15 protein-coding genes are annotated in these 13,939 nt (G+C 55.4%); 10 read left to right on the top strand and 5 right to left on the bottom strand.

Translation table 11 applies throughout. The features are described from left to right. Positions 1 to 82 precede the first annotated feature (82 nt). From DGA31_RS13140 to DGA31_RS13110, 7 genes are all read left to right on the top strand, one after another. A complete protein-coding gene (locus DGA31_RS13140) occupies positions 83 to 766 on the top strand; it encodes a heavy metal response regulator transcription factor (RefSeq protein WP_109512855.1) in 684 nt (227 codons plus the stop codon). Further along, positions 763 to 2,151 carry a heavy metal sensor histidine kinase gene (locus DGA31_RS13135; RefSeq protein WP_109512854.1) on the top strand — a complete coding sequence of 463 codons (1,389 nt, stop codon included), beginning with the start codon at positions 763 to 765 and terminating at the stop codon, positions 2,149 to 2,151. Before DGA31_RS13140 ends, DGA31_RS13135 begins: the two co-directional genes overlap by 4 nt. Positions 2,152 to 2,249: 98 nt before the next feature. Beyond that, positions 2,250 to 2,591: a hypothetical protein gene (locus DGA31_RS30275; protein ID WP_109512853.1), complete on the top strand. Its 342-nt coding sequence runs from the start codon at positions 2,250 to 2,252 to the stop codon at positions 2,589 to 2,591. Positions 2,592 to 2,690: 99 nt separating this feature from the next. After that, positions 2,691 to 3,947, top strand: coding sequence for a TolC family protein (locus DGA31_RS13125; protein ID WP_109512852.1), 1,257 nt, complete (start codon positions 2,691 to 2,693; stop codon positions 3,945 to 3,947). Continuing rightward, positions 3,944 to 5,428 carry an efflux RND transporter periplasmic adaptor subunit gene (locus DGA31_RS13120; RefSeq protein ID WP_109512851.1) on the top strand — a complete coding sequence of 495 codons (1,485 nt, stop codon included), beginning with the start codon at positions 3,944 to 3,946 and terminating at the stop codon, positions 5,426 to 5,428. Before DGA31_RS13125 ends, DGA31_RS13120 begins: the two co-directional genes overlap by 4 nt. Next, complete coding sequence (locus DGA31_RS13115; protein ID WP_109512850.1) at positions 5,425 to 8,583, top strand: efflux RND transporter permease subunit; 3,159 nt, start codon at positions 5,425 to 5,427, stop codon at positions 8,581 to 8,583. Before DGA31_RS13120 ends, DGA31_RS13115 begins: the two co-directional genes overlap by 4 nt. Further along, entirely contained in the window at positions 8,580 to 8,921 is a 342-nt protein-coding gene (locus tag DGA31_RS13110) for a copper-binding protein (protein ID WP_109512849.1), read from the top strand. The genes DGA31_RS13115 and DGA31_RS13110 overlap by 4 nt, the downstream gene beginning before the upstream one ends. Positions 8,922 to 9,097: 176 nt before the next feature. On the opposite strand, the gene DGA31_RS13105 is transcribed toward DGA31_RS13110, so the two are convergent. After that, the gene (locus DGA31_RS13105) at positions 9,098 to 9,430 is read right to left on the bottom strand and encodes a hypothetical protein (protein WP_109512848.1); all 333 of its coding nucleotides are present in this window, start codon (positions 9,428 to 9,430) and stop codon (positions 9,098 to 9,100) included. Between the two features lie 466 nt (positions 9,431 to 9,896). On the opposite strand from DGA31_RS13105, the gene DGA31_RS13095 reads away from it, so the two are divergent. Beyond that, positions 9,897 to 10,376: a 3'-5' exonuclease family protein gene (locus DGA31_RS13095; protein ID WP_109512846.1), complete on the top strand. Its 480-nt coding sequence runs from the start codon at positions 9,897 to 9,899 to the stop codon at positions 10,374 to 10,376. Between the two features lie 204 nt (positions 10,377 to 10,580). Here DGA31_RS13095 and DGA31_RS29630 read toward each other — a convergent pair whose 3' ends face one another. The 4 genes from DGA31_RS29630 to DGA31_RS13075 all read right to left on the bottom strand — a co-directional run bounded on the left by DGA31_RS29630 (position 10,581) and on the right by DGA31_RS13075 (position 12,474). After that, on the bottom strand, positions 10,581 to 10,979 hold the full coding sequence (locus tag DGA31_RS29630; protein ID WP_152035032.1) for a hypothetical protein: 399 nt from the start codon (positions 10,977 to 10,979) through the stop codon (positions 10,581 to 10,583). Between the two features lie 194 nt (positions 10,980 to 11,173). Beyond that, entirely contained in the window at positions 11,174 to 11,563 is a 390-nt protein-coding gene (locus tag DGA31_RS13085) for a hypothetical protein (RefSeq protein WP_109512844.1), read from the bottom strand. A gap of 2 nt (positions 11,564 to 11,565) precedes the next feature. Further along, positions 11,566 to 12,036, bottom strand: coding sequence for a hypothetical protein (locus tag DGA31_RS13080; RefSeq protein WP_109512843.1), 471 nt, complete (start codon positions 12,034 to 12,036; stop codon positions 11,566 to 11,568). 42 nt (positions 12,037 to 12,078) lie between these two features. Further along, on the bottom strand, positions 12,079 to 12,474 hold the full coding sequence (locus DGA31_RS13075; RefSeq protein WP_109512842.1) for a DUF6957 family protein: 396 nt from the start codon (positions 12,472 to 12,474) through the stop codon (positions 12,079 to 12,081). A 158-nt stretch (positions 12,475 to 12,632) separates the two neighbouring features. On the opposite strand from DGA31_RS13075, the gene DGA31_RS30555 reads away from it, so the two are divergent. Together DGA31_RS30555 and DGA31_RS13065 are read left to right on the top strand one after the other, a co-directional pair. Beyond that, the gene (locus tag DGA31_RS30555; protein WP_109512841.1) at positions 12,633 to 13,088 is read left to right on the top strand and encodes a helix-turn-helix domain-containing protein; all 456 of its coding nucleotides are present in this window, start codon (positions 12,633 to 12,635) and stop codon (positions 13,086 to 13,088) included. Between the two features lie 206 nt (positions 13,089 to 13,294). After that, the gene (locus tag DGA31_RS13065) at positions 13,295 to 13,921 is read left to right on the top strand and encodes a hypothetical protein (RefSeq protein ID WP_236077126.1); all 627 of its coding nucleotides are present in this window, start codon (positions 13,295 to 13,297) and stop codon (positions 13,919 to 13,921) included. The last annotated feature ends 18 nt before the right edge of the window (positions 13,922 to 13,939 follow it).

Genomic DNA, 13,939 nt, shown 5'->3' with positions numbered 1-13,939 from the left:
CAGAGCGATTACATTTGCGTCAGCTTGCGCATCGTTGTCGGTTTCGTAGCACACTTGAGGTACGCCCAGCTGGAGTTCCACCATGAAAATCCTGGTAGCAGAAGACGAACCCAAAACTGGAATGTATCTCCAGCAAGGACTTTTGGAGGCGGGTTTTAATGTCGACCGGGTGGTGACAGGCACGGAGGCATTGCATCAGGCGCTGAACGAGAGCTACGACCTTCTGATTCTGGACGTGATGATGCCTGGGATTGACGGATGGGAGGTCATCCAAAGTGTTCGTGCAGCTGGAAGCTTGGTTCCCGTGTTATTCCTTACAGCCAGGGACGGAGTCGATGACCGCGTTAGAGGCTTAGAGCTTGGTGCAGATGATTATTTAGTTAAGCCGTTCGCGTTTTCTGAGCTACTCGCTCGCGTCAGAAGCCTTCTGCGTCGGGGGGCCGGTGCTCCCAATCTGACGTCTATCAAAATCGGCGATCTTGAAGTCGACTTGCTCAAACGTCGGGCCTCGCGCTCAGGTCAACGCATTGACCTGACAGCCAAGGAGTTTGCTTTGCTGGAACTGCTGATGCGCCGCAGAGGGGAGGTTCTCTCAAAGTCGCTCATCGCATCCCAGGTCTGGGATATGAATTTCGACAGCGATACCAACGTGATTGAGGTCGCCATTCGCAGGCTTAGGGCCAAGATTGATGATGATTTCGATACAAAGCTGATTCAGACCTCGCGAGGCATGGGCTACATGCTTGATGCCCCGGACGCAGAATGAAGCGCCCGTCTCTAACGCTTCGTCTAAGCCTGATGTTTGTGTGCGCTGTAGTCGCAGTGCTCGTGGTAGCAGGCTTTACCTTCGACGGTTTCAGCCGGCATCACTTCAAGGCACTCGACCGGCAAGCTATGACAGAAAAGCTCGAATCAATTCGTCAAATCATGGACGGTGAAGCTGGCTCAGCTGACCGTTCGGATGTATTGCTTCAGTTACAAGCGTTGTTGGGGGCGCACCAGGAACTCTCAGCCTCGATTGTCATGCAGGGGGGAAAAACGATCTTTGCAACCTCTAACGCAGCTCAGCATCCTTCTATTCCTCCTGATGCCCCTGATGATGATATGTGGGAGTGGACAGACGGAGGCCATCTGTACCGAGGGATGAAAGCCCAAGTTCATTTGGTGAATGAATCAGAGCCACTGACGGCCTGGCTGAGTATGGATATCACAAGCCACATGCATTTCGTGGAGACTTTACGTTGGTGGTTGGTGATAGGTTTGGCGATCAGTGCGTTGGTCAGCGCCGGCTTGGGTTGGTTGGTTGCGCGTAGCGGGTTAAAACCCGTCGCACGGGTGACGCAGGTTGCCGCTTCGATGTCAGCTGGATCGCTGAAAGAGCGAATTCCGATGGATTTTGTGCCCCGTGAGCTTGAGCTACTCGTCACTTCGTTCAATGCCATGCTTGCTCGGCTAGAAGAATCGTTTTCTCGATTATCTAATTTCTCAGCCGATATCGCCCATGAGCTACGTACGCCAATTAGTAATCTGCGAACACATACTGAAGTGATTCTCACAAAAAAGCGTGCGCCAGAAATATATGAGGAGAATCTTTACTCCAATCTGGAAGATCTCAACCGACTTTCAAGCATCATCGATGGCATGCTCTTTTTAGCAAAGTCTGATAACGGCCTGGTTCTACCCGCGAAAGAAAAAGTCGAAATTCGGTCAGTGGTGGAGAAGCTCTTGGAGTATTACCAACTGCTGGCAGATGACACCGGTTTGAAGCTACAGGTCATTGGACACGGTGAGGTGCGTGGTGACAGGACTATGCTGGACAGGATGGTTTCCAATTTGCTATCGAATGCGATCCGGTACACGCCCTCTGGTGGCACCATTTCTGTAAAAATCGAGTCGTACGGCAGCATGATCAGTTTATCAGTGCAAAATCCTGGCGAAGAAATCGCCGCTGAACATCTACCTCGGCTGTTTGACCGGTTTTATAGGGTTGACCCTGCGCGAAGGGAGAGCTCTACAAACAATGCAGGGCTGGGTTTGGCAATTGTAAAGTCGTTAGTAGATGCTCATGGCGGCACCGTTGGGTGTGTTTCCGCTGCAGGGCGAACGACTTTTACGATAAGCCTGCCTGCTTGGCCTGTTGCGCATGGGTGAAAGGCTGGGGACGCTCCGAAATCAGAGCTACCAGGTCGAAACTTCACTTTTAGCTGTCCAATTGTAAGTCCCATTTGCACCGACTACACTCCGCCTCTATGAAACGCTATTTGCGGCTTTGCATGCTTCTTCTGATCAGCTTGACGCTTCCCTTGTCCGGAATGGCGGGCGTTCAGGCACTCACAGAACCTTGCCCCATGAAGACCATGGGCATGGCGATGATGGACGACATGAAGATGGACTGCTGCAACGACATGAAAAGCCCTTCTGAGCACGGAAAGCCTTGTAAGCCGGGCCAAGAATGCAAAACAGGCGGTATGTTGGAAGTTTCGGTCTTTAAGCCCCCTGTCACACTGTTTGATCCTGTAGTCCTTTCCTTTTCTAGCGATTCATTGCCTGTACATACCCCGTCCGGAGTATGGCGACCCCCTCGCGTTTAATTCCTGTCCGACATTGAGCCTCATTCTGCATTAGCGGGATGGACTAGCTGCGCGCATGTCTTTTGACGCGTGCAGTGGATGATTACAGGAATCGTAAACATGAACTCCAAGTGCAATTGCACAGGCTGGTCTCTCGTGGCCGGCCTAGCGGCAAGCGTGCTGGCGTTGCCGAGTTTCGCTGCCGCATTGACGCTCGATGAAGCGTTGCGGCTGGCAGAAAACAATGCGCCGTCGCTGACCGCACAAGACGCGAAAATTCAGGCCGCCAGCAGTACGGCCATCCCTGCTGGTGAATTACCTGATCCCAAGCTCTTGGTGGGCGTGCAGAACTACCCCATCGGCGGCCCGGATCGTTGGAGTATCGACCAGGACTTCATGACCATGCAGATGGTCGGGGTCAGGCAGGAGATGCCCAATAGCGACAAGCGCAAAGCGCGTATCGAAGTCGCCGATGCAGCTATTGATCGTGCCTCTGCGGAGCGTCGAGTCGAACGTCTGAAGGTGCGCCAGTCCACGGCGTTGGCCTGGATCAGCAGCTACTCGGTTGAGCGCAAAGATGTGTTGTTCCAGGACTTCTACAAAGAAAACCGCCTGCTGAGCGATACCGTCCGGGCTCAAATTGCCGGTGGCCGTGCTCAACCAGCCGATGCGGTGACACCCAAGCAGGAAGCAGCTCAACTGGCGGAGCAGCAGGACGATCTGTTTCTCCAGAGAGCGCAGGCTCGTGCGGCACTCAAACGCTGGATTGGCTCCGCCGCCAACGACAAGCCTGTGGGCAGCTTGCCTGAATGGCCCGTCGACACCTCAAGTTACTCTCATAAGCTGCAACACCACCCCGAGTTGGCCGCGTTTGCGCCGATGACCCGCGAAGCGCAAGCCAAAGTTTGTGAAGCCGAAGCGGAAAAGCAGTCGGACTGGAGTTGGGAACTTGATTATCAGCATCGTGACCGTCAGTTCGGCGACATGGTTAGCGTTCAACTTTCCTGGGATTTACCGCTATTTCCCGACTCTCGCCAAAACCCCAGGATTGCGGCCAAGCAGGCTGAGCTTAACCAATTGGAGGCCGAGCGCGAAGCGCTGTCACGCGAGCATACACAGCAGCTGGAAAATGAACTGGCTGACTATGAGCGTCTGAATCGTGCCGTACGCAGAAATCAGGAAAGCCTGGTGCCGCTGGCCAAGGAAAAGGTCGAACTCAGCATGGCCAGTTACCGTGCAGGCAAGGGCGATTTAAACGCGGTGGTTGCCGCCCGACGTGAACTCATCGAAGCCCGCCTCAAACAGATCGACGTAGAAGAGCAGCGAGCGCTGATCAGTGCGCGTCTGTACTTCGCCTATGGGGAGCCCAGCCAATGATCCTAAAAAAATGGAACGGGGCATTGCTGGTAGGCGTCTCGCTGGCATTGGGTATTGCCGGTGGTTACTGGTTCGCACATCAACGCATGAGCGGAGTAATTGGTGCTAGCCCGGAGCAGAGTCCCAACTCATCGGAGGAACGCGAGGCTCTGTATTGGTACGACCCCATGTACCCGCAGCAAAAATTCGATAAGCCGGGTAAATCCCCTTTTATGGACATGCAACTGGTTCCTCAGTACGCCGGTGGCGCAGGAGATCGTGCGACCGTCAGTATCGATCCGAGTCTGACTCAAAATCTCGGTCTGCGTTTTGCGACAGTCACCCGTGGAATCTTTAACTCCAGTCTCGACGTCACAGGAGTATTGGGATTCAACGAGCGTGATGTCGCTGTGATTCAGCCCCGCACCACTGGCTTTGTGGAGCGGGTCTATGCAAATGCTCCCGGCGATGTACTCAAAGCCAACGCGGCGTTGGCGGATATCTTGGTTCCAGAGTGGGCGGCGGCTCAGACAGAGTTTCTTGCTCTCAAGCGCAGCGCAGATGCTGAGTTGCTAGCGGCGGCCCGTCAGCGGCTGCGACTCACAGGGATGCCGGCTGCATTGATATCCCAGGTAGAGCGCAGTGGGAAAGTCCAGCCGACCCTGAAGCTAACCACCCCCATCAGCGGCGTTCTGCAAGAGCTGAATGTGCGAGCGGGTATGACCGTGACGACTGGCGAGACCCTGGCTCGCGTTAATGGTTTGGACACGGTCTGGCTAGCTGTAGCCGTTCCAGAATCGGACGCCGGAGCTATTACCGTGGGGCAGGCAGTCGAAGCGCGTCTACCAGCCTTTCCTGGGGAAATGCTCAATGGCAAGGTCAGCGCGATTTTGCCTGAGACCAATCCGGACAGCCGCACACTTCGGATACGTGTTGAGTTACCCAATCCGGATGGGCGTCTCAGGCCGGGTTTGACGGCGCAAGTACGCCTGAATCGTTCGACCGAGCAGAGTGTATTGTGGGTGCCGAGTGAGGCGGTGATTCGCACTGGCCGACGAGCGCTGGTGATGCTCGCCGAAGACGCTGGCCGCTACCGTCCCGTGGAGGTGCTCCTTGGGCAGGAAAGCGATGGCAAAACGGCGATAGTGAAAGGTCTGGAAGCAGGCCAGAAGGTGGTTACATCTGGCCAGTTCCTGCTCGACTCGGAGGCCAGTCTTAAAGGCATTGCTGCTCGCACGGAGGAAGAGTCGCCACCCAGTGAAACAGCCTCCAGTTTTCATGAGGCTGATGGTCAAATCGTTGAGATCAACGACAAAGAAGTCACGCTCGCCCACGGCCCTTTCAAGACGCTGGGTATGCCTGGCATGACGATGACTTTCCCTCTCGCTAGTCCGGCGCTGATGCAGGGCCTCAAGGCTGGTGACAAGGTTCGGGTCGCGGTGAGCCAGACCGATGATGGCTTGCGTGTTGAACGCCTGAATAAATCGGGGGGCCAGCCATGATTGCTGCCCTGATTCGTTGGTCAGTAGCCAACCGATTCCTAGTGCTACTCGCGACACTGTTTGTCACCGCTTGGGGTATCTGGTCGGTGCAAAGCACGCCCATTGACGCGTTGCCAGACCTCTCCGATGTACAGGTGATTATCCGCACCCCTTATTCAGGACAAGCGCCGCAGATCGTCGAGAACCAGGTCACCTATCCGTTGGCCACCACCATGCTCTCGGTGCCGGGGGCCAAGACCGTGCGTGGTTATTCCTTCTTTGGCGATAGTTTTGTCTACGTGCTGTTCGAAGACGGCACTGACTTGTATTGGGCTCGCTCGCGGGTGTTGGAGTACCTGAGTCAGATACAAAGCCGCTTGCCGGCCAGCGCCAAACCGGCGTTGGGGCCGGATGCGACGGGGGTGGGTTGGATCTATCAGTACGCACTGGTGGATCGCAGTGGCGGGCACGATTTGGCACAACTTCGCGCTCTTCAGGACTGGTTCCTCAAGTTTGAACTCAAGACCCTACCGAACGTTGCGGAAGTGGCCACCGTGGGAGGCATGGTTAAGCAATACCAGGTGCAGCTTGATCCGCTCAAACTGGCCAGCCTCGGCATCACTCAGTCTGAGGTGACCGATGCTATCGGCAAGGCCAATCAGGAAACCGGTGGTGCGGTGCTGGAAATGGCAGAGACCGAGTTCATCGTGCGTGCTTCCGGCTACTTAAAGACACTCAATGACTTTCGGGCGATCCCACTGAAGCTGGGCTCGGGCGGTGTGCCGGTGACCCTTGGCGATGTCGCCACGATCCAGCTGGGGCCGGAAATGCGGCGTGGCATCACCGAACTCGACGGTGAGGGCGAGACCGTCGGCGGCGTGGTGATTTTGCGCAGCGGCAAGAATGCTCGCGAGACCATTGCTGCGGTCAAGACCAAACTCGACGAGCTGAAAAAGAGTTTGCCGTCTGGGGTGGAAATCGTCACCACCTACGACCGCAGTAAGCTGATCGACCGCGCTGTGGAAAATCTCAGCCACAAGCTCATCGAAGAATTCATCGTTGTCGCGTTGGTTTGTGGGATTTTCCTCTGGCACTTACGCTCGTCGCTGGTGGCGATCATCTCCCTGCCGGTGGGAGTTTTGATTGCCTTCATCGTCATGCGCTACCAAGGCATCAACGCCAACATCATGTCCTTGGGTGGGATTGCCATTGCCATCGGCGCCATGGTGGATGCTGCCGTGGTAATGATCGAGAACGCGCACAAGAAGGTTGAGGCGTGGAATGTGGCGAATCCAGGGGAAGAACTGAATGGGGAGCGTCATTGGCACGTGATGACCGAAGCGGCGGCAGAGGTCGGCCCGGCGCTGTTCTTCTGTTTGTTGATTATCACCCTGTCGTTCATTCCGGTGTTCACCCTAGAAGCTCAGGAAGGGCGTTTGTTCGGCCCACTGGCTTTCACCAAGACCTACGCCATGGCCGCAGCGGCGGGATTGTCAGTGACCTTGGTGCCAGTGCTGATGGGTTACTGGATTCGAGGGCGAATCCCCAGTGAACAACAGAACCCGTTGAACCGGTGGTTGATTCGGATCTATCAGCCAGCTCTGGACGCAGTCTTGCGTCGACCAAAGATCACGCTGCTGGTGGCGCTATTGGTTTTTGTCAGTGCGCTATGGCCAATGTCTCGCTTGGGTGGTGAGTTTCTCCCCCCGTTGGACGAGGGCGACCTGCTCTATATGCCTTCGGCTCTGCCGGGACTGTCGGCGCAAAAAGCGGCGCAACTGCTGCAACAGACCGACCGCCTGATCAAGACCGTTCCAGAGGTCGAACACGTCTTCGGTAAAGCGGGGCGTGCCGAAACTGCCACAGACCCGGCACCGCTCGAGATGTTCGAAACCACGATCCAATTCAAGCCGCACGAGCAATGGCGTCCGGGCATGACCCAGGAAAAACTGGTGGAAGAACTGGATCGAGTGGTACGCGTCCCTGGGCTGACCAATATCTGGATACCACCGATTCGCAACCGTATCGACATGCTGGCCACTGGGATCAAGAGTCCAATCGGAGTGAAAATTGCCGGCACCAACCTGACGGAGATCGATGCTGCGACTCAGGCCATCGAGCGAGTGGCCAAGGGCGTGCCCGGTGTGAGTTCGGCTCTGGCCGAACGACTGACCGGTGGCCGATATATCGATGTAGATATCGACCGCAAGGCCGCCGCCCGTTACGGACTGAATATCGCTGATGTGCAGTCCATTGTGGCTGGTGCCATCGGCGGTGAAAACGTCGGGGAGACCATTGAAGGGCTTGCACGCTTCCCGATAAACGTCCGTTACCCACGGGAGTGGCGGGATTCGCTCGGCGCTCTAGAGCAGTTGCCGATCTACACCCCGCTAGGGAGCCTGATCACCCTTGGCACAGTGGCGAAGATCAAGGTCAGCGACGGGCCGCCGATGCTCAAGAGCGAGAACGCACGGCCTTCAGGTTGGGTGTATATCGATGTGCGCGGACGAGACATTGCCTCGGTGGTCGCCGATCTACGCCGGATCGTCAATGAGCAGGTCAAGTTGCAGCCCGGTATGAGCCTGAGCTACTCAGGACAGTTCGAGTTTCTCGAAAGGGCCAACGCACGCCTCAAACTGGTAGTGCCTGCCACCCTGTTGATCATCTTCGTGCTGCTCTACCTGACTTTCGCCCGCTTCGATGAGGCCTTACTGATCATGGCCACTCTGCCGTTCGCACTAACGGGCGGAGCATGGTTCCTCTATCTGCTGGGATTTAATCTGTCGGTCGCCACCGGAGTCGGCTTTATCGCCTTGGCCGGGGTTTCTGCCGAGTTCGGTGTGATTATGCTGCTCTACCTGAAAAACGCCTGGGCCGAGCGTGAAGACCTCGGCGACAGCACTGAGCGCGGGCTGGTGGCGGCGATTCGTGAAGGCGCTGTGCAGCGCGTTCGACCCAAGGCCATGACCGTGGCCGTGATCATTGCCGGTCTGTTACCCATCCTGCTGGGCAGCGGCACCGGCAGCGAAGTCATGAGCCGCATTGCCGCACCCATGGTCGGCGGCATGGTCACGGCACCCTTGCTGTCCCTGTTAGTCATTCCGGCGGCGTATCGCCTGATGCGTCGCCGTCACCTCCAAGATGAACCCAACCTCCCTCAAGGAAAAGTCGTATGAAACTGACCCTGATTGCAGCTGCTAGCACCGTACTTACGCTGTCCTTTTCTGCCCTAGCAGAGGACATGCCGGGCATGAAAATGGAGGGTGTGGAAATGAAGCAAGAAACAAAGCAGGCTCCAGTAGCCACCTCCGACGGAACGATCAAGGCTATCGATCCTACGACGCATACCGTGACCATTGCCCATGGCGCTGTTCCATCAGTGCAATGGCCACCGATGACTATGGCGTTTTCCGCGACAGAGGATCAGTTGAAAGGGCTGGCAGCCGGAGACCGTGTCTCGTTTACCTTTCGTCTAGAGGGTGGCAAAGCCACAATTGTTTCTATAAGGAAATGAGCCTGCGGTGATAGAAAACCGGCACGGTTCGTCGTGCCGGTTGCAGTTCAAGTATCGCCAAGCGTTGCGATAGCCACATCTCCACTGGCCGCATCGACGCTTCGATCAACAATCAAATATCCCCCGATGCTGCTCAGCGATCATTAACAGATAGGCAATCCTCACAGCTGTGTCCTTTACATCGACTTAACGGATTCCACTTCCACGTATTTGTATTTCTTCCTAGCAGCCTTCACAGCTTCTTGCTCAGCAAGCAACGAACTCAGCGTGTCGGCCTCATGGATAAGCTCGTGCATCTTCCCCTCAAATTCGTTTCCAACTCGAAGCGTAACCCTGAGCTTAGGCGTGAACGGTTTCGCCGGTTTCTTCTTGGCTGCAGACTCAGCAATCGGCTTCGTGAAGACGACTTCTGTCACAGGTTCCGGTGCTGGAGATGCAAGAACCTCTTCAGGCTTAGCTGTACCGAATAAGGCGCGGCGCATTTCTTCTTCAGTTAAATCAGCTTTCATAAATCGTCTCTATAGAACAGCAATAACTCAACAAGTTGTTCGGGAAGGCTTACGCCAGGATGGCTGTGGAGCAGGAGGAGATTTCAAATGCCCAGGTCAATTTCAAGACAAAAACCCCTCCAGGCTCGGGAAAGTAGCCCCTTCGGCAGTCGCGTAATGAGCCCGTCCGCCAGGTCACTGGCGTGCCGGGAGTACAACATTACGGTGTCTGGAACCGGTGTCCGATCCGCAACGAACGCACCCACTCGCTCCTGGGCAATTGTCAGTATATTCAGGACTTCTAGGCTCACCTGTTTGGTGGACAGGTATTCCACGACTGGCTTGGGCGGAGGCGCAGCGTGACTCCACATTTCTATGACTACCTTGAGGAGCCCGTCTGAGCCAAAATGCTTGAGAGCCATTTCCCACAGCTGACCTTCCTGCACCATATCAAGGCGAGGCCTAGTCATAACGGAGTTCCGGCAACATGAGGCTCTTTCTTGATTGCGAGTTTACCAAGCTCTCGGCGGCTGCGAAGCTGATTTCACTCGCATTGGTGGCTGAGGATGGGCGCGAATTCTACGTGGAATTGCTCGAAGGTTGGCAAGAAGAAGACTGCAGTGATTTCGTGAAGGAAATCGTGCTTCCGCAGCTGTGGGGTGGGAGCTATGCGCTGCCCATTGTTGAAGCCAGGAAGTCGCTGCTCAGGTTTCTGACACCGTTCAAAAAGGAGATCGAGATCGTCACGGATGCTCCCCAGTTCGACTGGGAGCTTTTTTGCGATCTGGTCTATGACGGCGGACGATGGCCCAGAATCGTTCGTAATTTCCCCACTGACGCGACGACACTTACTCCGACTAGCGAGGGTGAAGAGCTGCCTCACCACGCCTTGCTCGACGCCAGGATCATTGCCGGCATGTTTGCATCCGTGAGCCGAGGAAAGCCCGGTGGAGCCTGGACGGGCTAGAAGGAATTTACCTCTTGCTGATTCGCTGGACTTTCTTGATCTCTGATCACACCAAATCTCCTACAAACCACAAAAAGTAAACTCAAATACTCGGTTTTTGTTGGCAAAACCGAGCCGGGGCCTACGGCCCCAAATTGACGAGCAGGTTACAAGGTGCGAAGGGGCAACCCTAAGGCACTTATAGATGATTGGGATGCAAGCCTGTCAGCCGGTAGTCTTCGAACCACCGCTGCCGTCATGACGCGAGCACAGTGTGCTTACCCATGCACCGCCGACCTGCTTTCCAGGCGCTCCGCAGTATGAGCAGGTTTTCGTCGAAAGTTGAATTGCTACGTCTACTGCGCCCCTGCAGTATGAGTCCCCACCTTCATAGAAAAAGTGTAATTCGCCGAATTTAGATTTGATCTGGGCGACGGTGACGGGGGTGATCTCAGGATTTCGATTCAGGTAGTTATGAAGTGTGTCGCAGAGGGCAATCAGGATATTCTTCCAGCCAGGATCGCAATAAATCTCGTCAACTGTCGGGTCGGAGAACAGATGAGGGTAGCGCCCCCGAAACTCCTCAATGTCGATCTCGGGCAGAGCTTCAGTGTTCTGATTCATAGTGTCCCAAGTTCGTCAGGGGCCAGAAAGCAAGGCATCAGGCTCGCTGCACAGACGGCAAGCGGAGCGCGCAGGTCATGGATGGCCGCAGGCTTGAGGATGGAAGCCCGCTAGGGCCAAGATCCGCCGTAGCGGAGCTTGGTTCACGACAGCCGCCCCCCGAAGCGGGGCAAGCCCGAACAACAGTGCCACGACTACTGGAGGTGACGAGGCGTTGGAAAGTACCGGTCGCCCGCTATGCGCATGAACTCACGCAAGCTGCGGCGCCCGACGTCACGCCTAAACGTCGCAATCACGTACTTGGAGTTGACCGTGTTGATAACCCAAAACCTGCCTTCCTTCGTTACGGACTGAATGTCGGATGTCCGAATCAGCCGACCATCTGCTAATCGTTGGTACGGCCCAGGGCAAATGTGACCGAACACCACACCAACAGCACTGCACGCATGAATATGGACATTCACCAGGTAGGCAGTGACCAGCCCGTTGTAGTCTTGATTCACTGCTTTGGCGATGCGAAGAAGGTCGAAGTCCGAGTAGCGTTTCACGTGCAAATCGACTGCGACCGTGTTGATCTCTTCCATGGTTACGAGCCTCTCGATACACAGGTTACGGTGCTCTCTGGAGCCGTCCTCCGGTATAGCTCCTTCAAGCCAGTCAGAGACTCAACATCAAAATCACGCTGATGAGTATTGACGTACACATCACCGCTCTCGACCTTCAAGACGCAGATTGGCACTTCAGCTTGATTGAGTCCCATGGCGAGCGAGGTCAGCTTCTCCATCCTCCAGCTAGACCCCTTGTTCATCCACCCTGGTGTGACGACTTGGACTTCCTGCACGAGCAAGTTCTCGTTCTGAGAGACCAGCAGCTCAACCAGACGGGGCTCGTCGCTCAACATCTCCTCGTAGGCTACGAGGCGACCTTCGTGTCGACGCTTCAGGCTCACGTGATACCAATGAGTGACTAGGGATCGCGACACCGCGTGAAAATGAGCGAGACCGTCCCCGAACATTCCCACCGGGCCGGCCTGGTCTTGCATGCTAATCCTGAACATCTTGTATCTCGTGTTGAGCAGGCCCGCGAAGTGCGCCTGCGATTAACATAAGCCAAATATTGTCTTCAGCGAGGCAGTCATCTCGCGTCCTTGTCCCAAAAGCACGTACACCGTGTTTCGCGTCTCGAACAGGCAAACACCGTCGAACGATTTACACAGGGTCGAGCGCACCCAGCCCCCTGGCGGAAACCGGCCATGACCGTCATGAATGACGCAATGGGCATACATGAACATCGGCTCCAGACCAGTAGCTCGTACTTTCGCGAGCGATTCTGGGGACTCGTCGACGTGAAAGATGACCCAGTCCTCGACGGTGCAAAAAGGCTTACGACCGAAGCGCCCCGCGACCAATACTTCCACTTCTGCATGAGACAGCGACGTGCCAGCAGAGGAGATTTCCCCTTCCGGTAGCAGCTCGTGCTCAGAAGAATTAGTCATAAATTGATGATCCTCTTGGCGACAAAGAAAATAGGGCTCTGCGCACGTACAGAATCGCAAAGGTGGCGCACCGGTAGTTCCATCGCAATGACTATATACATTTGTGTGGAACTCATCAAACGGGGCATACCGTCTCCTTTTGTGGAGAGGTGCGCTGGATGTCTTTGCGGAAGGCATACGCGGCAACACTACAGTGGCTGAGGGTTCGACGTGGCTTATCGCAAGCAGACCTCCAGCATCAGACTGACCAAGGTCACATAAGCCGGCTGGAGGCATCGACAACGTCAGTAAGCGTCGACCTCAGTGCCGACATCGCTAAAGCGCTAGGCTTAATGCCACTGTCCTTTCTCACGCTCGTGGCCGCTGCCGATGAGGGCAAGACCGCGCGCTCAGTTTTGGATGACACAATGAAAGAACTCATGCAGCTTGGAGTTCTAGATGAAAAGCTACCTGCCGAACCTCAAAAACTCACAACACCCCAAAGAACAGCTGCCGCAGAAAGACTCAAAGCGGTGCGCGATCTCAAGGCGGCAGGCCTTTCTCAAGCGGAGGTTTGCCGGCAATTAGAACTGCCCAAGAGCACAGTTAACCGGCTGTGGTACGTTGGCGGTTGAGGTTCAATTAGACACCAAACCCTGCCCAGCATGGATCAGAGCCATTTTTCGATGTCAGTATCCAGCAAAAAGGACAATGTGACCTCAGCCTTGGATCACGCTTTCTCGCACAGTAGCCCAAGCCAGAAAACCACCTACTGGTTGCCGATAGTCCACCCAGATTCGTAAAGTTCTACACCATGAACTGGCCAACGTGAGGAGACGATATGGATGAGGAATCGCTACCGATGCTCGAACCGGAGCTTGAGGCCATCCAGTGGCCGGCAGACTTCTCCGGCCAGCAGCTGTTTATCCAGGGTGAGGATTGGCAGTACAACGCGATGCTGAACTGGTCTCACTTTCGTGCCGACCTCTATGCTTTTGCATACAAAGATGCCGCCGACGGTCTTGTGGAGGCGATGGCGAATCGTCAGGTACCATTGGACAGCGGCATTTATCCTTTGCTTTTTCTGTACCGCCATTCCTTGGAGCTGCAGTTCAAGCTGATGCTAAAGTGTGCTCGCGCTCTGACAGGCAAAGAGCCCAAGAACTACGACAAGCATCCGTTGATGCCTCTGTGGTCGGAGTTGCGTCATCTGCTCAAGGACTTGGGTCTAGAGCGCTCTGACGTCAACGCTACTGCTGTTCACGAGTTCATTCGCCAGTTGGACAGCGTCGACCCAGACTCGATGGCGTTTCGGTATGCGACGACCAACAGTGGTAAAGACCATCTCCCAGACGTTACGCATATCAACATCCGGCACTTGCGCGAGGTGCTCAACAGCGTCTTCGTTTGGCTAAACGGCACATACAGCTGGATTGGGGAGATGGAGCAGGGCCAGTCTTTCGACTGATCACGCTAGGAGTCATGC

The sequence above is a fragment of the Pseudomonas ovata genome (genome assembly GCF_003131185.1).
GTDB lineage: Bacteria > Pseudomonadota > Gammaproteobacteria > Pseudomonadales > Pseudomonadaceae > Aquipseudomonas > Aquipseudomonas ovata.
Note: the sequence above shows the minus strand (reverse complement) of the source record. Positions and strands in the feature narration are given on the sequence as shown.

Coding starts and splice junctions, on each gene's coding strand:
- DGA31_RS30275 (WP_109512853.1), top strand. CDS start 2,250: ATGAAACGCTATTTGCGGCTTTGCATGCTTCTTCTGATCAGCTTGACG.
- DGA31_RS13110 (WP_109512849.1), top strand. CDS start 8,580: ATGAAACTGACCCTGATTGCAGCTGCTAGCACCGTACTTACGCTGTCC.
- DGA31_RS13095 (WP_109512846.1), top strand. CDS start 9,897: ATGAGGCTCTTTCTTGATTGCGAGTTTACCAAGCTCTCGGCGGCTGCG.
- DGA31_RS13080 (WP_109512843.1), bottom strand. CDS start 12,036: ATGTTCAGGATTAGCATGCAAGACCAGGCCGGCCCGGTGGGAATGTTC.
- DGA31_RS13065 (WP_236077126.1), top strand. CDS start 13,295: ATGGATGAGGAATCGCTACCGATGCTCGAACCGGAGCTTGAGGCCATC.
- DGA31_RS13140 (WP_109512855.1), top strand. CDS start 83: ATGAAAATCCTGGTAGCAGAAGACGAACCCAAAACTGGAATGTATCTC.
- DGA31_RS30555 (WP_109512841.1), top strand. CDS start 12,633: ATGTCTTTGCGGAAGGCATACGCGGCAACACTACAGTGGCTGAGGGTT.
- DGA31_RS13085 (WP_109512844.1), bottom strand. CDS start 11,563: ATGGAAGAGATCAACACGGTCGCAGTCGATTTGCACGTGAAACGCTAC.
- DGA31_RS13115 (WP_109512850.1), top strand. CDS start 5,425: ATGATTGCTGCCCTGATTCGTTGGTCAGTAGCCAACCGATTCCTAGTG.
- DGA31_RS13075 (WP_109512842.1), bottom strand. CDS start 12,474: ATGACTAATTCTTCTGAGCACGAGCTGCTACCGGAAGGGGAAATCTCC.
- DGA31_RS13135 (WP_109512854.1), top strand. CDS start 763: ATGAAGCGCCCGTCTCTAACGCTTCGTCTAAGCCTGATGTTTGTGTGC.
- DGA31_RS13125 (WP_109512852.1), top strand. CDS start 2,691: ATGAACTCCAAGTGCAATTGCACAGGCTGGTCTCTCGTGGCCGGCCTA.
- DGA31_RS13120 (WP_109512851.1), top strand. CDS start 3,944: ATGATCCTAAAAAAATGGAACGGGGCATTGCTGGTAGGCGTCTCGCTG.
- DGA31_RS29630 (WP_152035032.1), bottom strand. CDS start 10,979: ATGAATCAGAACACTGAAGCTCTGCCCGAGATCGACATTGAGGAGTTT.
- DGA31_RS13105 (WP_109512848.1), bottom strand. CDS start 9,430: ATGAAAGCTGATTTAACTGAAGAAGAAATGCGCCGCGCCTTATTCGGT.